Here is a 17,988-nt window from a genome sequence, read left to right on the forward strand (position 1 = left end):
GCCCCGGTTACGCTGCTGCGGCTGCAGCCGGTGGAGGTGGTGTCGGCCGGGGCGCTGCAGTTGCCGCTATGGGGCGGTCTCGGTGAGGAAGACAGGCTGCGGGCGCGTCGGGCTCTGGTGCGGGTGCAGGGTCTGCTCGGTCCGGAGGCGGTGCAGGTGCCGGTGCTCTCCGGTGGTCGCGGGCCGGCCGAACGCATCACGTTGACGCCGCTGGGCGACGAGCCGGTGCCCCGGGCCGACCCGCGTCGACCCTGGCCCGGTCAGCTGCCTGAGCCGTCGCCCACAGTGCTGCTCGACGACCCAGTGGAATTGCTTGACGCCCAAGGTAATCCGATACGGGTGACCAGCCGGGGCGTGTTCTCTTCAGATCCGGCGCGGCTGACCGCTCACGGTCGTGACGACAGGTTGCGGTGGTGGGCCGGACCCTGGCCGGTCGACGAGCGGTGGTGGGATCCAGAGCAGGCCAGGGGCCGCACCGCCCGCGCGCAGGTGCTGCTGGATAGCGAGCGCGCGCTGCTGCTGTGCTACCGGGAAAGGCGGTGGTATCTGGAGGGCATCTACGAGTAGCCTCAGCGCGAGCCGAGCCGCCGCGCGAACGGGCCCACCCGGTCGATCAACCGCTCGAAGAACGCCGCCGGGTCCACACCAACGCCGATGACAGCATTGGGCTTCCGGCCCCAGCTGCCCGACCAGTCGGTCACCGTCATGCCGCGAGTCAGTGTTCCGGTGAGCTCTACGTCCACTGTGGCTGGCTGTGTTTGCACCAAAGCCGGGTCGAGCGCCACTGCGGCGGCCAGCGGATCGTGCAGGTGCGCCAGATAGCCGTGGCCGTGGTCTACGTGGGCTTCGAAGTAGAACCGCATCGCGTCTTCGATCACCCGGATCAGCGGATTGGAGGCCGACGAGCGGGCGCCGCGTTCGTCATCCGCGCTCATCATCGGCGTCCTCGATCCTGCGGCCGCTGCCAGCCGGCCCAAGATGTCGGGTGTCATTGCGATATGCCGGGTCAAGTCCAATCCGCACAGGATCGGAAGCTGCTGTGGCTCAACGCACCAGGCGGCGAAGACCTCGGCCGCGGCCTCGGGGTCAACCTTGATATTCCATTCGGCCACCGGATTGGTGTTGCCGCGGTAGTCGTAGGCGCCGCCCATGATCACCAGCCGACGCAACAGTGTCGGCAGGGCGGGCTCGGCGCGCAGCGCCAGCGCCAGGTTGGTCAGTGGCCCGGTGGCCACGCCGATCAGCTCTCCGGGATGGGCGTGTGCGGCCCGGACCCAGGCCGTCGCGGCGTCGTAGTCGGTGAGCCGGCGATCGCTCGGCGGCAGTTCGGCATACCCTAAACCGTTGGGCCCGTGCGACTTTCCGGGAGGACACATCGGGCAACTCAACGGGTGTTGGGCACCCTTGGACACCGGTATGTCGCCCACCTTGCACAGCTCGAGCAGCCCGAAGTTGTTGACGCAAACCTGGTCTACGCCAACGTTTCCCCCGGTCGAAGCGATGCCCACCAGCTCGGCATCCGGGCTGGCAAGCAGGTAGACGAGCGCTATGGCGTCATCGACACCGGTGTCGACATCGGCGAAAACCGGTGCTTTCGAGTTCGGCGTCTCACCAGCGGCATTCACTGCCGTAACGATACCGGGGAGGCGCGTTCACGCCGGAGCGAACGTGATCACCAGGACGTCGCGCAGCGCTGGTTCGGCCACGTCGAGCGGCCGGATCGGCGAGACACCGTGCACGCTGCGACGGTCGTCGCCGAGCAGCAGCGTTCCGCGCTCGGCGAGCGTGGTCGTCAGCAGCGGTTGACCGGCGAAGTCGAATACCACGCTCTCGCCCCCGGTGGCATTGCGCCGCTTGACCAGTAGCGAGGTGACCAGCGTGACACCGTCACGGTGTAAGCCCTCGGGTGTCGGCTGGCCTTCGCCGTCTGCGCAGGCGAGGACCCGGAACGGATGGACCTTGGCGACCCATTCCGCTACGTCGTCGAGAGCCGTCGCGAACCGGCCCAGCAATTCCAGCAACCCGGACAGCAGCGGGTCGGTCATGAATGCGTCGGTCAGCGGCTCGAAGTGGCGATCCCGGTCGATGTAGAGCGGGTTGGAGTCCTGCGGCTGCACGAACGCTCCGTTGGGCACCCGCGTCGCCACCCCGTCGCTGAACGTGTAGCGGCCATAGCGGCGCAGCCGCCGCAGGCCCAATTCGGCCGCGTAAGGGTCCGGCGCCAAGTCCTCCCAATGCGCGGAAAATCGGGCCCATACGTCGTCGTCCACGCCCAGGCTGGTCGCCAGCTCGGTCGGCGGCATCACGTACGCGCCCGTCGAACTGAGCTCCCGGGTGGCGGTTGCTATCGGATCATCACCCACGTCGCGGGTGTACCTGCCAGCTGATTCTGCTAAACCAGGCGGGTTACCAGTGCACGCCCGGCAGCCACCGCACCGCCCGTTTGACCGGCCTTGTTACCGGCTTTAGTGTCCGGATGCGCGTGACGGCACGGACCGGCCGCTTGGGCCTCCGCTGCAACGATGGCCGCGAGGATGACTGTCCCGCAACAGGTTCTGGCGGCGTCAGCCCACGCGCCGCAGCGGAATCCGGGTAGCCGAGATAGATCTGATGCATGATTCGCCGCGACAGCTTCGGCGTGAAGTAGTGGCCGGCCTCGGAAAGCGTGCCCAGTGGGGTGTCGATACGCACCGGCTTCTCGATCAGCGCGCGCACGACCATCGCCGCCGCGTGCTCGACACTGATCGGCGGCACCGGGTTGAGCCGCCGCGACGGCGCGATCATCGGCGTAGCCACCAGCGGCATGTGGATGTTGGTGAACGTGATGTGGTCCGACAGCGTCTCGGAGGCGACCACGTCGGCGAACGCGTCGAGCGCGGCCTTGGTCGGCAGGTAGGCGCTGTACTTGGGACTGCGGGCCTGCACACCGCCGCTGGAGACGTTGACGACATGGCCGAACCGGCGCTCCCGCCAGTGCGGCAGCAGCGCCAGCACCATCCGCACCGCGCCGAAGTAGTTGACCGCCATCATCCGCTCGTAGTCGTGCATCCGGTCGCATGCGTTGACCACCGAGCGGCGAATGGACCGGCCGGCGTTGTTGACCAGGTAGTCGACGTGGTCGAAGCGGCCGAGGATGTCCTTGACGGTGTGCTCGACCGACGACGAGTCGGTGACATCGCAAGTGAAAGCGTAGGCCTGCCCGCCGGCCGCGCCGATCTCGGCGACCAGCTCGTCGAGCGCTTCGGCGTTGCGGGCCAGCGCGAACACCGTCGCACCTTGTGCGGCCACCGCGATCGCCGATGCCCGGCCGATGCCGCTGGACGCACCGGTGATGATGACGTGCCGGCCCACCAGCGGTCCCGCGGGGTCGCCACGACGGGCCCGGTCCGGGTCGAGATGCGCGGCCCAATACCGCCACAGCCTGGGCGCATAGGAGGCGAACTCCGACGCCTCGATGCCCGTGCCGCTCAAGGCTTTCCGTGTCTCGTCGGCGACGAAGGTGGGTTTGAGGTCCACCACGTCGAGAACCTCGCCGGGGATACCCAGCTGGGCGGCCGCCATGTTGCGCACCGCCTTGGCGCGCCCGCGCACCTTGAGCACCGGCGTGGCGACCGAGCGCGGCAGCGATCCGCGCAGCGGCGGCAATCCGGCGGCCTCGGCGACGCCACGGTAAATCCCGCGCAGCCCAATGGTTTTCGGCGCGGTCAGGTGGAACGTCTGGCCGTCGCGGCCCTCGGCATGCATCAATTCCACCAGCGCGTCGACCACGTAGTCGACCGGCACGATGTTGGTGCGCCCGGTGTCCGGCAGCATGATCGGGGTGAACCGGGGCAACACGGCAAGCTTGGCCAGGAGCGGGAAGAAGTAGTACGGCCCGTCGATCTTGTCCATCTCTCCGGTGCGTGAATCGCCGACCACGACCGCCGGGCGGTATACGCGGTAACGCAGGCCAGAGGTCGAGCGCACCAGCAGCTCGGCTTCGAACTTCGTCTGGTGATACGGCGTCGACAGCCGCTGACCGACGTCGAAATCGGCTTCGGTGTACTCGCCGCGGAAGTCGCCGGCCACCGCGATCGACGACACGTGATGCAGGGTGGCGTCGAGCCGGCGGGCCAGGTCGATCACGGCTCGGGTGCCCTCCACGTTGGCGGCCCGCTGCTCGGGCTCCCCGGCGGTGATGTCGTTGATGGCCGCGCAATGCACCACATGGTCGACGTCGCCCAGCTCGGCGATGGCCTGGTCGGTCAAGCCGAGGTCGGCCGCGGTGGCGTCGCCGACCAGCGGTTTGGCCCGCTCACCCCAATCGGTTGCGAGCTGTTCGAAGCGGCTCAGTGACTGCCGGCGCACCAGCACCCATACCTCGGCGTCTGCTCGGGCGGCCAGCAACCGGGACACCACTCGGCGCCCGATAAACCCGGTACCGCCGGTAACGACATAGCGCATGGAAGCCATCGTGACCGTTTGCCGGCGAGCCGTCAACAACGTCTGACGCGATCGGCCTCGTCACCCGACGGGCTGGCTTACTGGAACTTGCGGATGCCGTCCCAGTCGACCAGTGTCCAGCCGGAGGTGGGGCTGCCGGTAATCACGACCTTGCCGATGTTCGGCACCGGATGGTCGGTGAGCAGGTCCTCCCGCGGGTTTTTGACGTTCATCAGCGTCCACACCATGATCGCGTTGCCGTGCGAGAACGCGATCGGCTTGCTGTTGCCGCTGTCGTAAATCTTCTGGACGGCCCCGGTGAACTCGTCGTTGAATCGGTTGCCGTCGATCGAGCCGGGGATGCCGTCTTTCCGATCGCCCTTCAGCCAGTCCTTCGGTGCCAGCAGATAGGTCGAGTTGGCCATTGACTGCGGCTTGCCGTCATACCAGCCGGCGTCGATCTCCCGCAGCCCGGGCAGAATCTGGACGTGCTTGCCGAGCTGTTCGGCAAGCGGCGCTGCGGTTTGTTGCGTTCGGGCCATGGTGGAGGCGTAGATGCCGTCGTAGCCGTTGCGGGCGAGTTGGTGGGCGATCTGTTGAGCCTGCGCCTCGCCGTCGTGGGTAAGGCCCGGTCCGGGCACCTCGGTGTTGATGACGTTGTCGGCGTTGCTCTGCGACTGTGCGTGGCGGACGAAGGTCAGGGTGATGGTGCGCGGCTGCGGTGTTCCTCCTCCGCAGGCGCCGACGGCCACGGTCGCAGCCAGTACGGCCGCCGCCTTCCAGATGACGGTACGGATGCGGTTGGGCATGGCGATAGCCTGCCTTGCCGGCTGTCCCGATGTGGTGGGTTTGGTGCGGTTGGTGTGACTAAATGGGCGTGTAGACCAACGAGGCCTTCATAAGGGGCGTGCGACGGGCGACGCCCGCAAGCGAGAGGAGACCCGCATGGCGATCGACCCGAATGCCATCGGCGCCGTGACAGAGCCGATGCTGTTCGAGTGGACCGACCGCGACACCATGCTCTACGCGCTGGGTGTCGGCGCCGGGACCGAGGATCTGTCCTTCACCACGGAAAACAGCCATGGCATCACCCAGCAGGTGTTGCCCACCTACGCGGTGATCTGCTGTCCTGCCTTCGGTGCCGCGGCGAAGATCGGAACGTTCAACTGGGCGATGCTCTTGCACGGCTCTCAGGCCATCCGGCTGCACGCGCCGCTACCACCCGCGGGCAAATTGTCGGTGGTCTCCGAAGTCGCCGACATCCAAGACAAAGGCGAGGGCAAGAACGCGATCGTCGTGCTGCGCGGCCGCGGCACCGACCCCGATTCGCAGACACTGGTCGCTGAAACGCTCACCACGCTTGTCATCCGCGGCGCCGGCGGCTTCGGGGGATCGCCGGGTCAGCGCCCGGCCGCGCCGGAATTTCCCGACCGTGAGCCGGACGCGCGAATCCCGTTGCCCACCCGAGAGGACCTGCCGCTGATCTACCGGCTCTCCGGCGACCGCAACCCTCTGCACAGCGACCCGTGGTTCGCCAGAGAGATGGCCGGATTTCCCAAACCGATCATGCACGGGCTGTGCACCTACGGGGTGTCGGGCCGGGCTCTGGTCGCGGAGTTGGGCAAAGGCGACGCCGCCAAGGTCACCGCTATCGCCGCCCGGTTCACCTCCCCGGTATTTCCGGGCGAGACGCTAACCACCTTGATCTGGCGCACCGAACCCGGCAAGGCGGTATACCGCACCGAGGCTTCTGGCGCCGACGGGAGCGACGCTCGGATAGTGCTGGACGACGGCGCGGTGGAATACGTGGCAGAGTAACGAATTTTTCCGCTCCGCATCCCTGCGGAGGACCGTCATGGCAGGCTCCGATCATGGCGTTCAAACTCACCTACAGCGATGGACAAGAGACCGACTACGATGACAACACCAAGTGGGAAGTCGAAGCCGGTGTGCTCAAGATGGGACGTGAGGAAGGAAAGTGGACGGTTTTCGTCTCACCGAGCCACTGGGCCACCCTTGAGCTAGTTCCTGCCAAGGACCGAGACAAAAGCGAAGACCAGGACAAAGACAGCGACGAAGACAAAGACCAGGACAAAGACAGCGACAAAGACAAAGAGAGCTGACTACCTCGCGGCCGGTGCCGGCGGCGCATCGGTCGGCGCCATCTCGGCGCCGATCTTTCGGAACAGCGTCTCGGCCTCGTTGCGGTAGTTGCCCTGGTCGTCGAACGCTTCCGGACGGTAGGTGACCGCGACTGCGATCGCGATCTTTTGCGACGGCAGGTAGCCCTCGACCGCGGCCTGGCCGGCGAGCATCGGATTTTGCAGCAGCCAATTCCCGCAGATCACGATCCCGAGCCCGTAGGTGTAAACGTCGTCTTGCACTCGGCAGGTGCTGCAGCCCGGCAACACCGTAGTGCGCCCGCGCAGGTCGGTGGACACCATCGCCTTATACGACTGCGGTGACAGCAGCTTGCCCGAGCCGATCCCCACCGCGGTCGCTTCCAGATCGTAGATGTTGGTGGTCTGAACCGCGCCCCGGGCCATCGTCCACGACGGATTCCAGAAGGTGGAGTCTTCGTAAAAGGATGTGCCGGAAGGTATTGCCAGCGCTTTGCGACGTTCGGACGTGAACGCATGCAAGGTGGGCACCGGGATGTCCGCGGTATACGAATTGGCGGTGTTGATCAAGGCGAGGGGACCGAGCACCTTGTCGTGCAACAGCTTTGGCAGCTCCTGGCCGGTGGCTTTTTCCAGCGCCAAGCCGAGCAACACGTAGTTGGTGTGGGCGTAGTTCCAGTTGGTCCCGGGCTCGTAGAGCAACGGCTTGTTGACCGCGTAGCCGAGCAATTCGTCGGGCGTCCATTGCCGGAACGGGTCGGCGGCCAGGGCCGCGTTGAAATCCGCGTTTCCCAGCGCATAGTCGCGGTAGCCGGAGGTCATGTGGGCAAGCTGGCCCAACGTCACCCGATCGGCGTTGGGAATGCCGGGAAGCCACTTGGACAGTTTGTCGTCCAGGCTCAGCTTTTTCTCGTCGACGAGTTTGAGCAGCAGGGCGGCGACGTAGGAGATCGCCACTGCGCCGTTTCGGAAGAACATACTCGGCATGGCCGGCACGCCGGTCATCGACTCGCCGAGCGCCTGGGTGACGATTTCCTTGCCGTCGACGGTGACCCGAACGATCGCTGCCTTCACGTCCGCCTGCGACATCGTGTCGCGCACGATCTTGATCACCGCCTGCGCCTTGGCCGGATCGGCGGAAGCACCCCACCACCCGGGCGCGGGCTGGTTGCCCTTGGGCGAGCAGGCAAGCGCGACCACGGCAAGGATGCACACCACTGACCCCAGGCGGCGGGAGATCGTCATAGCTGATCTTGACCTAACCTTTCGTTGTTCGCGCTGATCTGGCGTGCCAGCCGGTCGGTGAAGACCACGACCCGTTGCGGGCTGTCCAGTGCGTACTGTGCGGCGGTGGCGCGGTCACCGTCCTCGTTGTGGCGCACCACGATTGCGACTCCGTCGTCGTGCACCGCGTCGAATGCGTCCTCGTCGGTGATGTCGTCGCCCAGATAGACCGGCATCAACGGAGTCGACGCGGCGTCGCTGACGTGATCGAGCACCCAGCGCAGCGTCTTGCCCTTGTCCCAGTCCACGTTTGGGCGCAGCTCGATCACCTCACGCCCGGTCGTCACCCGCAGCGTGCTGCGCTGCCCTGCGGCACGCACCGCGGCCATCACCTCACCGACCCGGTCACGGGCCGCCTTTCGGTAATGCACGGCCACACCGAATCGCTTGTGTTCCACCGCAACACCGGTGATCTGACCGAGCTGTTCGCGAAGTTCGCCGGCCGCTTGCTGTAGCACCGGTATGGCGGCGGCCGCCTCGTCGTTTTGGTGATGTGCGCCGTCGGGGCCGGTCATCTCGAAACCGTGGCTGCCCGCATACCAGATTCCCGGCAGGCCGATCCGCTGCCGCACGTCGGCGAGGTCGCGTCCGGATAGCACCGCCACCGGACACTGCGCGGCCAACAAACTCAGCGCCTCGGCCGCACCAACGCTCAGCTGCGCGGCGTCGGGGTCGTCGACGATGTCCGAGAGGGTTCCATCGAAGTCGAAGAACACCGCAGGACGTCGCGCCGCCACAGCGTGCAGAGCCTGCAGCCCGTCCGCAAGCTCCGACATCCGCCGATCGCCGGTGCGGACGCTGACCTCGCTCAGCTCGGTGACCACTGCGTCGGCGCCGCAGCGGCGCAGCTCCTCTGCGCTCGCGTCGACACCGATCACCAACGCGAACCCGCCCGCCTGAGCGGCCGCCACAGCTGCGGCGGTGGCTGTAACGACCGCGCACCGGCCCGGTCGCGCCTGCAGCCGGTTGGCCGCATCGACGAACGTCGCGGTTTCCTGTGGTCCGGCCACGTCGGTCGCGCCCACGCCCGCCTCGCGCAGTTGACGTCGCAGTGTGATGTCGGCCGCCACGTTGTCCAGGTCGAACAGCACCGCGTCGTGGCGACGCGGGTCGACGGTGACCGACATTGACCAACCTTCCTCGGTGATCGCTCGACTGCCCGCTCGCCACGCTAGTCAGGCCGGTGTGGCGCTCTCAGCGGGGGAGGAGGAAGCGCATGGCAGCGCGGCCCGGGACGAGGTGGGCTAGTCGGCGGCGAAAAGCAGCAGCGAATCGTCGCTCACGGCTGCTAGACGCGCCACCGCGCAGGCGATGCCCTCGGCGAGCTCTTCGATGTCCGGTCCCGTGTCGTGGTCAGCGGTGATGCCGAACACCAGATCGTCGGCATAGCTCAGCACCGCGACACCGGTACGCAGCTGCAGCGCGATCGTCGGGATCGGCAGCAGGCGCAGCACCTGATGACCCATCATTTGCAATGGCTGGCGCGGCCCAGGCACGTTGGTAGCCAGGGTCACGATGCCGCGTTGGGGTAGCCGGGTCAGCAGCCGGATCGCCCAGGAGGACACCATAAACGGAATGAAGTTCGCCGCGGAAACGAAGATCGTTCCCGCTTGCCGTTGACCCCCCTGTTTTGCCCGGGTCAATCTGCTGTGCACGATTCGCAACTGCTGGATCGGGTCGGCTTGCTCGACGGGCAGATACGGCAACATGACCGAGATGCGGTTGTCTGGCTGGTCGATGGCATCCGACGGCCGTACCGAGACCGGCACCAGGGTGCGCAGTGAGTCGGCGCGCGGCTGTTCCCCCCGATGCAGCAGAACTCCCCGGAAGCCCTCCGTAATAGCCGCAAGCACAACGTCATTGACGCTCACATTGAACTTGCAGCACACCTTCTCGACATCGGCAAGCGCGACGCGCACGGCGCGATAGCGCCGCATTGTGGTCACCGGGCCGACGAGTGAGGAGCCGGCAGCCGGCCGGACCAGGCCGGCGGCGATTTCCGCCGCGCCGGCGACCGCTCGGGCAGCCGAATTGACGGTGGATGTGGCTGTGCGCCAGAGGGTCTCCGCTACGCTCGGCGAAGCGAGCTCGGGCACCGCGTGCAGATATGGACGTGCTGGTCTAGTCGGCTTGGAGGCGACGCGGTTGGCGGGCACCGCCTCGTCGAGGCCGTCGCAGAGCCGGGTAAGCATGTGCGTCGCCGAAACTCCGTCGGCCATGCAGTGGTGGATCTTCATCAGGATCGCCCACCGACTACCCGCCAGGCCCTCGATGACCCAGCATTCCCAAAGCGGGCGGTCTCGGTCCAGGCGGCGTTCCAGCACTTCGGCGACCACCCGGTACAGTTCCGAGTCGTTGCCGGGTTGAGGCACTGCAATCCGTCGCACGTGACGGGACAGGTCGAATGCCGGGTCGTCGACCCACGCCGGAGCTCGGACATCGAAGGGTTGCCTCCACAGCATCTGGAAAAATCGCGGTATCGCCTGGATGCGTTCTGCAAGAATGCTTTTGAACGTGTCGTAGTCGGGCGGAGAGCCATCCACGATCGCGATCCCGCCGATCGCGAGGCTCACATGCCGATCGGAATCTTCGGCCATGAGGAAACCCGCATCCAGCGTTCCCAGATGCTTCATGGCCCGCCACCCGCCGTCCGCCGTCGATCTTCGTGCGAGTATTCCGCTGCAAGGCAATCGGCAGGTGGCGCCGAAATTAAATCGTGTAAACAACGGCGGTCTATTGCTTCACAATGCCGTTGGCATTTCACGGCGACAGCCACGTCTGCTCCGCGACACGCCGGAAGTTGCCGCCCAGCACTGCGGCGACGTCGGCATCGGCCCAGCCGCGCTCGGTGAGGTGGTGTCCGACTCGATGAACGTCTCCGGTGGCCGCGGAGGCCTTCGCTTGGTCGCGGATGCTGCAGTGTGAACCGTCGGGCACCTGCGCTCCGACCAACCAGTCGTCATTCGAACGTTAGTTCGATACACTGGCGGAGTGGGCTGGAGCAACGGTCCGCCAAGCTGGGCGGAGATGGAGCGGGTGCTTGCCGGCAAGCCCCGCGGCGATCGCAAGCGCGGCGAAGCCGGGCGCAGCGGGTCGCCGTGTGACAAGCCCCGTCGCTCCGGCATGCCACTGGCGGCCGAGCCGGTGGATGACGGCCCATGGTCACGCAAGCGCGGGGCATACGAGCCGCCGAGCGATGAGCGGGCCATCCGCTCGTCGATCGCCTACGCCGAGTTGCACGCACATTCGGCGTTCAGCTTCCTTGACGGTGCCAGCACACCCGAGGAGCTGGTCGAAGAGGCTGCGCGGCTGGATCTGCGCGCCATCGCGCTGACCGATCACAACGGTTTCTACGGCGCGGTCCGTTTCGCTGAAGCAGCCGCAGAACTGGACATGGCTACCGTGCTCGGCGCCGAGCTGTCATTGGGGTCCGGTGCCCGCACCGACGAGCCGGATCCGCCCGGCCCGCACCTGCTGGTGCTGGCCCGCGGCCCGGAAGGCTATCGACGATTGTCACGGCAGCTGGCCGCGGCGCATCTGGCCGGCGGGGAGAAAGGAAAGCCGCGCTTCGACTTCGACGCACTGACCGACGCGGCAGGCGGGCACTGGCACATCCTGACCGGTTGCCGCAAAGGCCATGTGTGCCAAGCGCTTTCTGACGGCGGGCCGGAGGCGGCCGCCAAGGCGCTGGCCGACTTGGTGGACCGGTTCGGGCGGAGGCGGGTCAGCATCGAGTTGACCCACCATGGCCAGCCCGTTGACGACGAACGCAACGCCGCATTGGCCGCGCTCGCCTCACGCTTCGGTGTCGGCGTAGTCGCCACCACTGGCGCGCATTTCGCCGCGCCCTCGCGTGCTCGGCTGGCGATGGCCATGGGCGCGATACGAGCCCGGCAGTCCCTGGATGAGGCGGCGGGTTGGCTGGCCCCGCTGGGTGGCTCACACCTGCGATCCGGTGAGGAAATGGCCCGGCTGTTCGCGTGGTGCCCCGAGGCGGTGACCGCTGCCGCGGAACTCGGCGAGCAGTGCGCTTTCGGGCTGCAGCTGATCGCCCCGCAGCTGCCGCCGTTCGATGTGCCGGCCGGGCATACCGAAGACAGCTGGCTGCGCGAGCTGGTGATGACCGGTGCCCGCGACCGCTACGGGCCGGCCGAACGGGCCCGGCAGGCCTACGCGCAGATCGAGCACGAGCTGAACGTCATTGCCCAGCTGAAGTTTCCGGGCTACTTCCTGGTGGTTTACGACATCACCCGGTTCTGCCGAGAGAACAACATCCTGTGCCAGGGCAGGGGATCGGCAGCCAACTCCGCGGTCTGCTATGCCCTCGGCGTCACTGCGGTCGACCCGGTGGCCAACGAGTTGTTGTTCGAGCGCTTCTTGTCGCCCGCCCGCGACGGGCCGCCCGACATCGACATCGACATCGAATCCGACGAGCGCGAAAAGGTCATCCAGTACGTCTATGACAAATACGGCCGGGACTACGCCGCGCAGGTCGCCAACGTCATCACCTACCGAGGGCGGATCGCGGTGCGCGACATGGCCCGAGCCCTGGCTTTCTCCCAGGGCCAGCAGGACGCGTGGAGCAAGCAGATCAGCCACTGGAACGGGCTCGCCGATTCCCCCGATATCGAAGACATTCCCGAGCAGGTGATCGAGCTGGCCACCCAGGTCCAGAACCTGCCGCGGCACATGGGCATCCACTCCGGCGGCATGGTGATCTGCGACCGGCCGATCGCCGACGTGTGCCCGGTGGAATGGGCGCGCATGGAAAACCGCAGCGTATTGCAATGGGACAAAGACGACTGTGCGGCAATCGGTTTGGTGAAATTCGACCTGCTCGGGCTGGGCATGCTCTCCGCGCTGCACTATGCGATCGACCTAGTGGCCGAGCACAAAGGCATCGACGTGGACCTGGCCAGGCTCGACCTCTCTGAACCCGCGGTCTACGAGATGCTCGCACGCGCCGACTCCGTCGGGGTGTTCCAGGTGGAGTCGCGGGCGCAGATGGCCACCCTGCCGCGCCTGCGGCCGCGCGAGTTCTACGACCTGGTGGTTGAGGTCGCGCTGATCCGGCCCGGGCCCATCCAGGGAGGCTCGGTGCATCCGTACATCCGGCGGCGCAACGAAGTCGACCGGGTCGTCTACGACCACCCGTCGATGGAGTCAGCGTTGCGAAAGACGTTGGGCGTGCCACTGTTTCAGGAACAGCTGATGCAGCTTGCGGTCGACTGTGCCGGGTTTTCCGCTGCCGAGGCCGATCAGCTGCGCCGGGCCATGGGCTCCAGGCGTTCCGCGGAACGGATGCGACGGCTGCGGGGCCGGTTCTACGACGGCATGCGAGCGCTGCACGGCGCGCCCGACGAGGTGATCGACCGGGTGTATGAAAAGCTAGAAGCCTTCGCCAATTTCGGTTTCCCGGAAAGCCATGCGCTGAGCTTCGCGTCGCTGGTGTTCTACTCGGCGTGGTTCAAGCTGCATCACCCGGCGGCGTTTTGTGCAGCGCTGCTGCGCGCGCAGCCGATGGGCTTCTACTCACCGCAGTCACTGGTGGCCGACGCCCGCCGGCACGGAGTGACGGTACACGGCCCAGACCTCAACGCCAGCTTGGCGCACGCCACGCTGGAGAACGCGGGCACCGAGGTCCGGCTCGGGTTGGCCGGTGTGCGTCATATCGGAGAAGACTTGGCCGAGACAATGGTCGAGGAGCGAAAAGCCAACGGCCCGTTTAAGTCTCTGCTGGATTTGACGTCCCGGGTGCAGCTTTCGGTGCCGCAGACCGAAGCACTGGCCACCGCTGGGGCGCTGGGCTGCTTCGGGCTATCCCGGCGCGAGGCGCTGTGGGCGGCCGGAGCCGCGGCCACCCAGCGGCCGGACCGATTGCCCGGTGTCGGCTCGTCGTCACACATCCCCGCGTTGCCGGGAATGAGCGAGCTGGAGCTGGCCGCCGCCGACGTGTGGGCCACCGGCATCTCGCCGGACAGTTATCCGACCCAGTTCCTGCGAGCTGATCTGGACGCGATGGGAGTGCTGCCGGCCGAAAAGCTGTTGAGTGTGCCCGACGGCGACCGGGTGCTGATCGCCGGGGCGGTGACCCATCGACAGCGGCCGGGAACGGCGCAGGGGGTGACATTCCTCAACCTCGAGGACGAGACCGGGATGGTCAACGTGCTGTTTACGCCGGGAGTCTGGGCGCGACACCGCAAGCTGGCGCAAGCGTCACCCGCGCTGCTGGTCCGCGGCCAGGTCCAAAACGCCAGCGGCGCAGTCACTGTGGTGGCCGAACGGTTGGCCAAGCTGACATTGCGGATGGGATCCAAGTCCCGCGACTTCCGGTAACGCCACTTAGACCTCAGCAGCCTCGGCGACCACCTCGGTCGCTCTATGAGGGATTAGTGCCTTCTCCGATTTGATGTCACATGCGATATCACTCAGCACTGGCGTCTAGCCGGTTGCGTCGTCCACACCAGCCGCGGCACCGGCTGCCCGGACTTCGCGACGGTGGTCAGCCACCCGTAATGATCGGACTGCACTCTGCTGGAAACCTCTTGCGGCAATTCAACGGTCATCAAGCGACTTTAGTCCGGCGACGATGCGCGCCGTGAAACCGTGAGAGCAGCAGCCGGACCATCGAATGTAGTCTTCGCCCATGACCTTGTACCTGTCCGTCGACCAAGTCCTCACCACCACCCGTTCGGTACGTAAACGGCTCGACTTCGAGAAGCCGGTCAGCCGGGAGCTGTTGATGGAATGCCTTGAACTGGCGCTGCAGGCGCCCACCGGCTCCAACGCGCAGGGCTGGCAGTGGGTGTTCGTCACCGATGCGGACAAAAAGAAGGCGATCGCCGACATCTACCTGGCCAACGCCAGGAGCTATCTCAGCCTGCCCGGACCCGAATATCCCGAGGGCGACACCCGCGGTGAGCGCATGCCCCTCGTCAGGGACTCCGCGACCTATCTCGCCGAGCACATGCACGAGGCACCGGTGCTGTTGATCCCGTGCCTGGAAGGCCGGGTGGAACAGGCGCCGCTAGGGCTCAGCGCGTCGTTCTGGGCGTCGCTGTTCCCGGCGATATGGAGTTTCTGCCTGGCGCTGCGGTCGCGGGGGCTGGGCTCCTGTTGGACGACGCTGCACCTGCTCGGCGACGGAGAGAAGCAGGCCGCCGAAGTACTCGGGATTCCCTACGACAAGTACAGCCAGGGCGCACTGCTTCCCATCGCCTACACCAAGGGCACCGAATTCAAACCCGCCAAGCGGCTGCCCGCCGACGTTGTGACGCACTGGGACACGTGGTAACGCTCAGGCTGAATTGCCCGCCTCCTCCTCAGGACGCTCCGCGTCCTGCATCGTCACCGGGCCCCAGCTCAATTGCCCGCCTCCTCCTCAGGACGCTCCGCATCCTGCATCGTCACCGGGCGACGCGCCCGCAAAACCGTGTTGACGCCACGCCTCGTAGACGGCGACCGCGGCGGCGTTGGACAGGTTCAGTGATCGCCGGCCGGCCAGCATCGGGATGCGCACCCGCTCGGTGATGTGGGCGTCAGCCAGGGTCGTCGCATCCAGCCCGGTGGGTTCGGGCCCGAACATCAACACGTCGCCGGGCTGGTAGCCGACGTCTGTGAACACCGTGGTGGCATGCGCGGTGAACGCGAACACCCGCTGCGGCACCAGCGCCTGCCATGCGGCGTCCAGGCATGCGTGCACGCTGACAGACGCCAGGTCGTGATAGTCCAATCCGGCGCGACGCAGCTTGGGCTCGGACAGGTCGAAGCCCAGCGGCTCGACCAAATGCAGTTCGGCGCCGGTGGCCGCGACCATGCGGATCGCGTTGCCCGTGTTGGGCGCGATGCGCGGCGAGACGAACAGCAGCCGGAACATCTGTCGATCATGACAGGCGACCGATGGCAGTTTGCTCGGCCGCGGTTTGCGGTGCCGAGCGGGAGCCGGTGAACTCTGGTTGTTCAGTAAGAATTGTGGTAACCGCGGCCAGAGGCTGGCATACTCGTCGAATTGCCATGCGAATCTCGCCCGCCCGTGTTTCCGGGGGTGGGCGTCGCAAATAGCAGGAAGCCTTATGAACGACGCGCGAGCACAGTATGTCAGCGGAGCGGTCGGTAGCCCGACCGCGGTCCGATGACGATGTTTGCCCACCCGAAAAGGGTGGTTTCGCCGACACCCAAAGATGGTCTAGACGACAACCCAGATACCCGCACCGCGGAACCTGCGCCCGAGAAACGCCCGCCGCGCTGGTCGATGCGCAACTGGCCGGTCCGATGGAAAGTCTTCGCGATCGCGCTGGTACCGCTGGTGCTGGCGATGGGTTTCGGTGGATTGCGCATCCATGCGGCGACGACCGACGCCCATAACCTGCGGTTGGCCGCCGACCGGGCCGAATTGGTTCCCGCGATCACCAAGTACATGTCGGCGCTCGATGTCGCGGTGATCGCCATGTCCACCGGCTCTGACGTCCAGGGAGCGAAGAAGAACTACGACGCCCGCAAATACGAGTTGCAGGCGCGCCTGGCAGACACCGACGTGGTCCCCGACGTGCGGACCGGGGTTGGCGCCCTGTTGAACGGCGGGCAGGCACTGGTGGACAGGATCGCCTCGAACAACATCGGTCTGCGAGACCGGGTGACCATGTACGCGCCCATTCTGTTGACCGCCGAGAACGCGGTCGACGGATCGGTGCGGGTGGACAACGAGAAGATCCGGGCCGCAGCGCAGGGCTTGAGCCGTGCGATCGGAGCCCGCGGCCAGATGATGATGCAGCGGCTGCTGATCACCCGCGGCGCCGACCTCCCGGAACCGGAGCTGCGCACATCGATGATCACCTTGGCCGGTACCGAACCGTCGACGCTGTTCGGGATGGCCGAGGTGCTCGGCGTCGGCTCACCGCAAGCCAAAACGCTGCAGCAGCAGATGGTGCGCCGGATGGCGTTGATGTCGAATCCGGCGACCCCGCTGGTCAACAACCCCGAGTTGCTGCGCTCCATCGGCACCACCGACACAATCGCCGCCCAAGTGATCAAGGACACCACCGCATCGGTGACGAAGTCGCTGGAGGATCGCGCCAACAATCGCCGCGACGCCGCGATCCGCGACACTGTGCTGGTACTGGCCGCGATCGTGGCGGCGCTGGTGGTGGTGTGGCTGGTGGCGCGGTCCCTGATCCAGCCGCTGCGGGTGCTGCGCGACAGCGCATTGAAGGTGGCACACGAAGACCTTGAAAGCGAGATCGCCCGGGCGCGGGCCGGCGACGAGCGCGCCCCCGAGCCGCTACCGGTGTACACCGCCGAGGAGATCGGCCAAGTCGCGCACGCGGTCGACGAGCTGCACACCCAGGCGCTGCTTCTGGCGGGCGACGAGGCCCGATTGCGGCTGCTGGTCAACGACATGTTCGAAACCATGTCCCGGCGCAACCGCTCGCTTGTCGACCAGCAGCTGTCGCTCATCGACCGGCTCGAGCGCAACGAGGAAGACCCCGCCCGGCTCGACAGCTTGTTCCGGCTCGACCACCTGGCCGCGCGCATGCGCCGCAACGGCGCCAATCTGCTGGTGCTGGCCGGCGCGCCGATCACCCGTGAACAGCGCGGGCCGCTGCCGCTGTCGACCGTGATCGACGCCGCCATCTCCGAAGTCGAGGACTACCGCCGGGTGGAGACGGCAATGGTGCCCGACTGCGCGGTCACCGGTACCGCCGCAGGTGACATCGTCCATCTCCTCGCCGAGCTGATCGACAACGCGTTGCGCTACTCCCCGCCGACCTCGCCAGTGCGCGTTTCCGCGGTGCGGCAAGGCAAGGCCGGTGTTCTGGTCCAGATCGTCGACTCCGGGCTGGGCATGACCGACGGCGACCGGCGGATTGCCAACATCCGGTTGCGTTCCGGCGGCGACGTCACCCCCGACAACGCCCGCCACATGGGTCTCTTCGTAGTGGGCCGGCTCGCTGATCGGCACGGTATGCGGGTTCGGCTGCGCGGCCCGGCAACCGACGACGGTTCCGGTACGACGGCCGAGGTCTACCTACCGCCCAACGTGCTCGTGGGCGAGGGTGGCGCCCCGCCCAGGGCCAGGACGGGCGTGGCGTTTTCGCGGACGCCGACCGTCGGTGAGCCGCGGCCAGCGCGGGCTGTTCACCGCGCTCGCGACGCGGAACGGACT

14 protein-coding genes and 2 pseudogenes are annotated in these 17,988 nt (G+C 66.7%); 6 read left to right on the plus strand and 10 right to left on the minus strand.

Annotation, left to right across the window (positions count from 1 at the left end; translation table 11 throughout):
- A pseudogene (locus ACFE99_RS12365) lies at nucleotides 1-567 on the plus strand (DNA polymerase Y family protein); the annotation flags it as partial.
- A 2-nt stretch (nucleotides 568-569) separates the two neighbouring features.
- On the opposite strand, the gene ACFE99_RS12370 reads toward ACFE99_RS12365, so the two are convergent.
- The 4 genes from ACFE99_RS12370 to ACFE99_RS12385 form a co-directional block, all read right to left on the minus strand.
- Nucleotides 570-1,625, minus strand: a complete 1,056-nt coding sequence (locus ACFE99_RS12370) for a nucleoside hydrolase (RefSeq protein ID WP_375485633.1) — start codon at nucleotides 1,623-1,625, stop codon at nucleotides 570-572.
- A 27-nt stretch (nucleotides 1,626-1,652) separates the two neighbouring features.
- Nucleotides 1,653-2,303 (minus strand): 2OG-Fe dioxygenase family protein, encoded by a 651-nt coding sequence (locus ACFE99_RS12375; RefSeq protein ID WP_375485657.1) that lies wholly within the window; start codon nucleotides 2,301-2,303, stop codon nucleotides 1,653-1,655.
- Between the two features lie 103 nt (nucleotides 2,304-2,406).
- On the minus strand, nucleotides 2,407-4,443 hold the full coding sequence (locus tag ACFE99_RS12380; protein ID WP_375485635.1) for an SDR family oxidoreductase: 2,037 nt from the start codon (nucleotides 4,441-4,443) through the stop codon (nucleotides 2,407-2,409).
- A gap of 77 nt (nucleotides 4,444-4,520) precedes the next feature.
- Nucleotides 4,521-5,231 (minus strand): histidine phosphatase family protein, encoded by a 711-nt coding sequence (locus ACFE99_RS12385; protein WP_375485637.1) that lies wholly within the window; start codon nucleotides 5,229-5,231, stop codon nucleotides 4,521-4,523.
- Between the two features lie 136 nt (nucleotides 5,232-5,367).
- Here ACFE99_RS12385 and ACFE99_RS12390 point away from each other — a divergent pair, with 136 nt between their 5' ends.
- Both ACFE99_RS12390 and ACFE99_RS12395 read left to right on the plus strand, forming a co-directional pair.
- Nucleotides 5,368-6,240, plus strand: coding sequence for a MaoC/PaaZ C-terminal domain-containing protein (locus ACFE99_RS12390; RefSeq protein WP_375485639.1), 873 nt, complete (start codon nucleotides 5,368-5,370; stop codon nucleotides 6,238-6,240).
- Between the two features lie 53 nt (nucleotides 6,241-6,293).
- On the plus strand, nucleotides 6,294-6,545 hold the full coding sequence (locus ACFE99_RS12395) for a hypothetical protein (RefSeq protein ID WP_375485641.1): 252 nt from the start codon (nucleotides 6,294-6,296) through the stop codon (nucleotides 6,543-6,545).
- Here ACFE99_RS12395 and ACFE99_RS12400 read toward each other — a convergent pair whose 3' ends face one another.
- The 4 genes from ACFE99_RS12400 to ACFE99_RS12415 all read right to left on the minus strand — a co-directional run bounded on the left by ACFE99_RS12400 (nucleotide 6,546) and on the right by ACFE99_RS12415 (nucleotide 10,763).
- On the minus strand, nucleotides 6,546-7,787 hold the full coding sequence (locus ACFE99_RS12400) for a serine hydrolase domain-containing protein (protein WP_375485643.1): 1,242 nt from the start codon (nucleotides 7,785-7,787) through the stop codon (nucleotides 6,546-6,548).
- Nucleotides 7,784-8,953 (minus strand): trehalose-phosphatase, encoded by a 1,170-nt coding sequence (otsB, locus tag ACFE99_RS12405; protein WP_375485645.1) that lies wholly within the window; start codon nucleotides 8,951-8,953, stop codon nucleotides 7,784-7,786. Before otsB ends, ACFE99_RS12400 begins: the two co-directional genes overlap by 4 nt.
- A gap of 117 nt (nucleotides 8,954-9,070) precedes the next feature.
- Nucleotides 9,071-10,459, minus strand: a complete 1,389-nt coding sequence (locus ACFE99_RS12410) for a wax ester/triacylglycerol synthase family O-acyltransferase (RefSeq protein ID WP_375485647.1) — start codon at nucleotides 10,457-10,459, stop codon at nucleotides 9,071-9,073.
- 127 nt (nucleotides 10,460-10,586) lie between these two features.
- Nucleotides 10,587-10,763 (minus strand): hypothetical protein, encoded by a 177-nt coding sequence (locus ACFE99_RS12415; RefSeq protein WP_375485660.1) that lies wholly within the window; start codon nucleotides 10,761-10,763, stop codon nucleotides 10,587-10,589.
- 54 nt (nucleotides 10,764-10,817) lie between these two features.
- On the opposite strand from ACFE99_RS12415, the gene ACFE99_RS12420 reads away from it, so the two are divergent.
- Nucleotides 10,818-14,162 carry an error-prone DNA polymerase gene (locus tag ACFE99_RS12420; RefSeq protein ID WP_375485649.1) on the plus strand — a complete coding sequence of 1,115 codons (3,345 nt, stop codon included), beginning with the start codon at nucleotides 10,818-10,820 and terminating at the stop codon, nucleotides 14,160-14,162.
- A gap of 122 nt (nucleotides 14,163-14,284) precedes the next feature.
- Here the strand turns inward: ACFE99_RS12420 and ACFE99_RS12425 are convergent.
- Nucleotides 14,285-14,392, minus strand: a pseudogene (locus ACFE99_RS12425) (TIGR03667 family PPOX class F420-dependent oxidoreductase); the annotation flags it as partial.
- Nucleotides 14,393-14,472: 80 nt separating this feature from the next.
- Between ACFE99_RS12425 and ACFE99_RS12430 the strand changes: the two are divergent.
- Nucleotides 14,473-15,120: a nitroreductase family protein gene (locus tag ACFE99_RS12430; RefSeq protein WP_375485651.1), complete on the plus strand. Its 648-nt coding sequence runs from the start codon at nucleotides 14,473-14,475 to the stop codon at nucleotides 15,118-15,120.
- Nucleotides 15,121-15,207: 87 nt separating this feature from the next.
- Here the strand turns inward: ACFE99_RS12430 and ACFE99_RS12435 are convergent, their stop codons facing one another.
- Nucleotides 15,208-15,702: a tRNA (cytidine(34)-2'-O)-methyltransferase gene (locus tag ACFE99_RS12435; protein WP_375485653.1), complete on the minus strand. Its 495-nt coding sequence runs from the start codon at nucleotides 15,700-15,702 to the stop codon at nucleotides 15,208-15,210.
- Between the two features lie 255 nt (nucleotides 15,703-15,957).
- On the opposite strand from ACFE99_RS12435, the gene ACFE99_RS12440 reads away from it, so the two are divergent.
- Nucleotides 15,958-17,988: sensor histidine kinase (locus ACFE99_RS12440; protein WP_375485655.1), on the plus strand; the 2,031-nt coding region annotated here is incomplete at its 3' end.

This window comes from uncultured Mycobacterium sp. (genome assembly GCF_964249325.1).
In the GTDB taxonomy this organism is placed as follows: Bacteria; Actinomycetota; Actinomycetes; order Mycobacteriales; family Mycobacteriaceae; genus Mycobacterium.

What these genes read in the sequence shown, in the direction of transcription:
- otsB (WP_375485645.1), bottom strand. Translation starts at nt 8,953, where the DNA reads ATGTCGGTCACCGTCGACCCGCGTCGCCACGACGCGGTGCTGTTCGAC.
- ACFE99_RS12410 (WP_375485647.1), bottom strand. Translation starts at nt 10,459, where the DNA reads ATGAAGCATCTGGGAACGCTGGATGCGGGTTTCCTCATGGCCGAAGAT.
- ACFE99_RS12430 (WP_375485651.1), top strand. Translation starts at nt 14,473, where the DNA reads ATGACCTTGTACCTGTCCGTCGACCAAGTCCTCACCACCACCCGTTCG.
- ACFE99_RS12435 (WP_375485653.1), bottom strand. Translation starts at nt 15,702, where the DNA reads ATGTTCCGGCTGCTGTTCGTCTCGCCGCGCATCGCGCCCAACACGGGC.
- ACFE99_RS12395 (WP_375485641.1), top strand. Translation starts at nt 6,294, where the DNA reads ATGGCGTTCAAACTCACCTACAGCGATGGACAAGAGACCGACTACGAT.
- ACFE99_RS12390 (WP_375485639.1), top strand. Translation starts at nt 5,368, where the DNA reads ATGGCGATCGACCCGAATGCCATCGGCGCCGTGACAGAGCCGATGCTG.
- ACFE99_RS12385 (WP_375485637.1), bottom strand. Translation starts at nt 5,231, where the DNA reads ATGCCCAACCGCATCCGTACCGTCATCTGGAAGGCGGCGGCCGTACTG.
- ACFE99_RS12400 (WP_375485643.1), bottom strand. Translation starts at nt 7,787, where the DNA reads ATGACGATCTCCCGCCGCCTGGGGTCAGTGGTGTGCATCCTTGCCGTG.
- ACFE99_RS12375 (WP_375485657.1), bottom strand. Translation starts at nt 2,303, where the DNA reads ATGCCGCCGACCGAGCTGGCGACCAGCCTGGGCGTGGACGACGACGTA.
- ACFE99_RS12380 (WP_375485635.1), bottom strand. Translation starts at nt 4,443, where the DNA reads ATGCGCTATGTCGTTACCGGCGGTACCGGGTTTATCGGGCGCCGAGTG.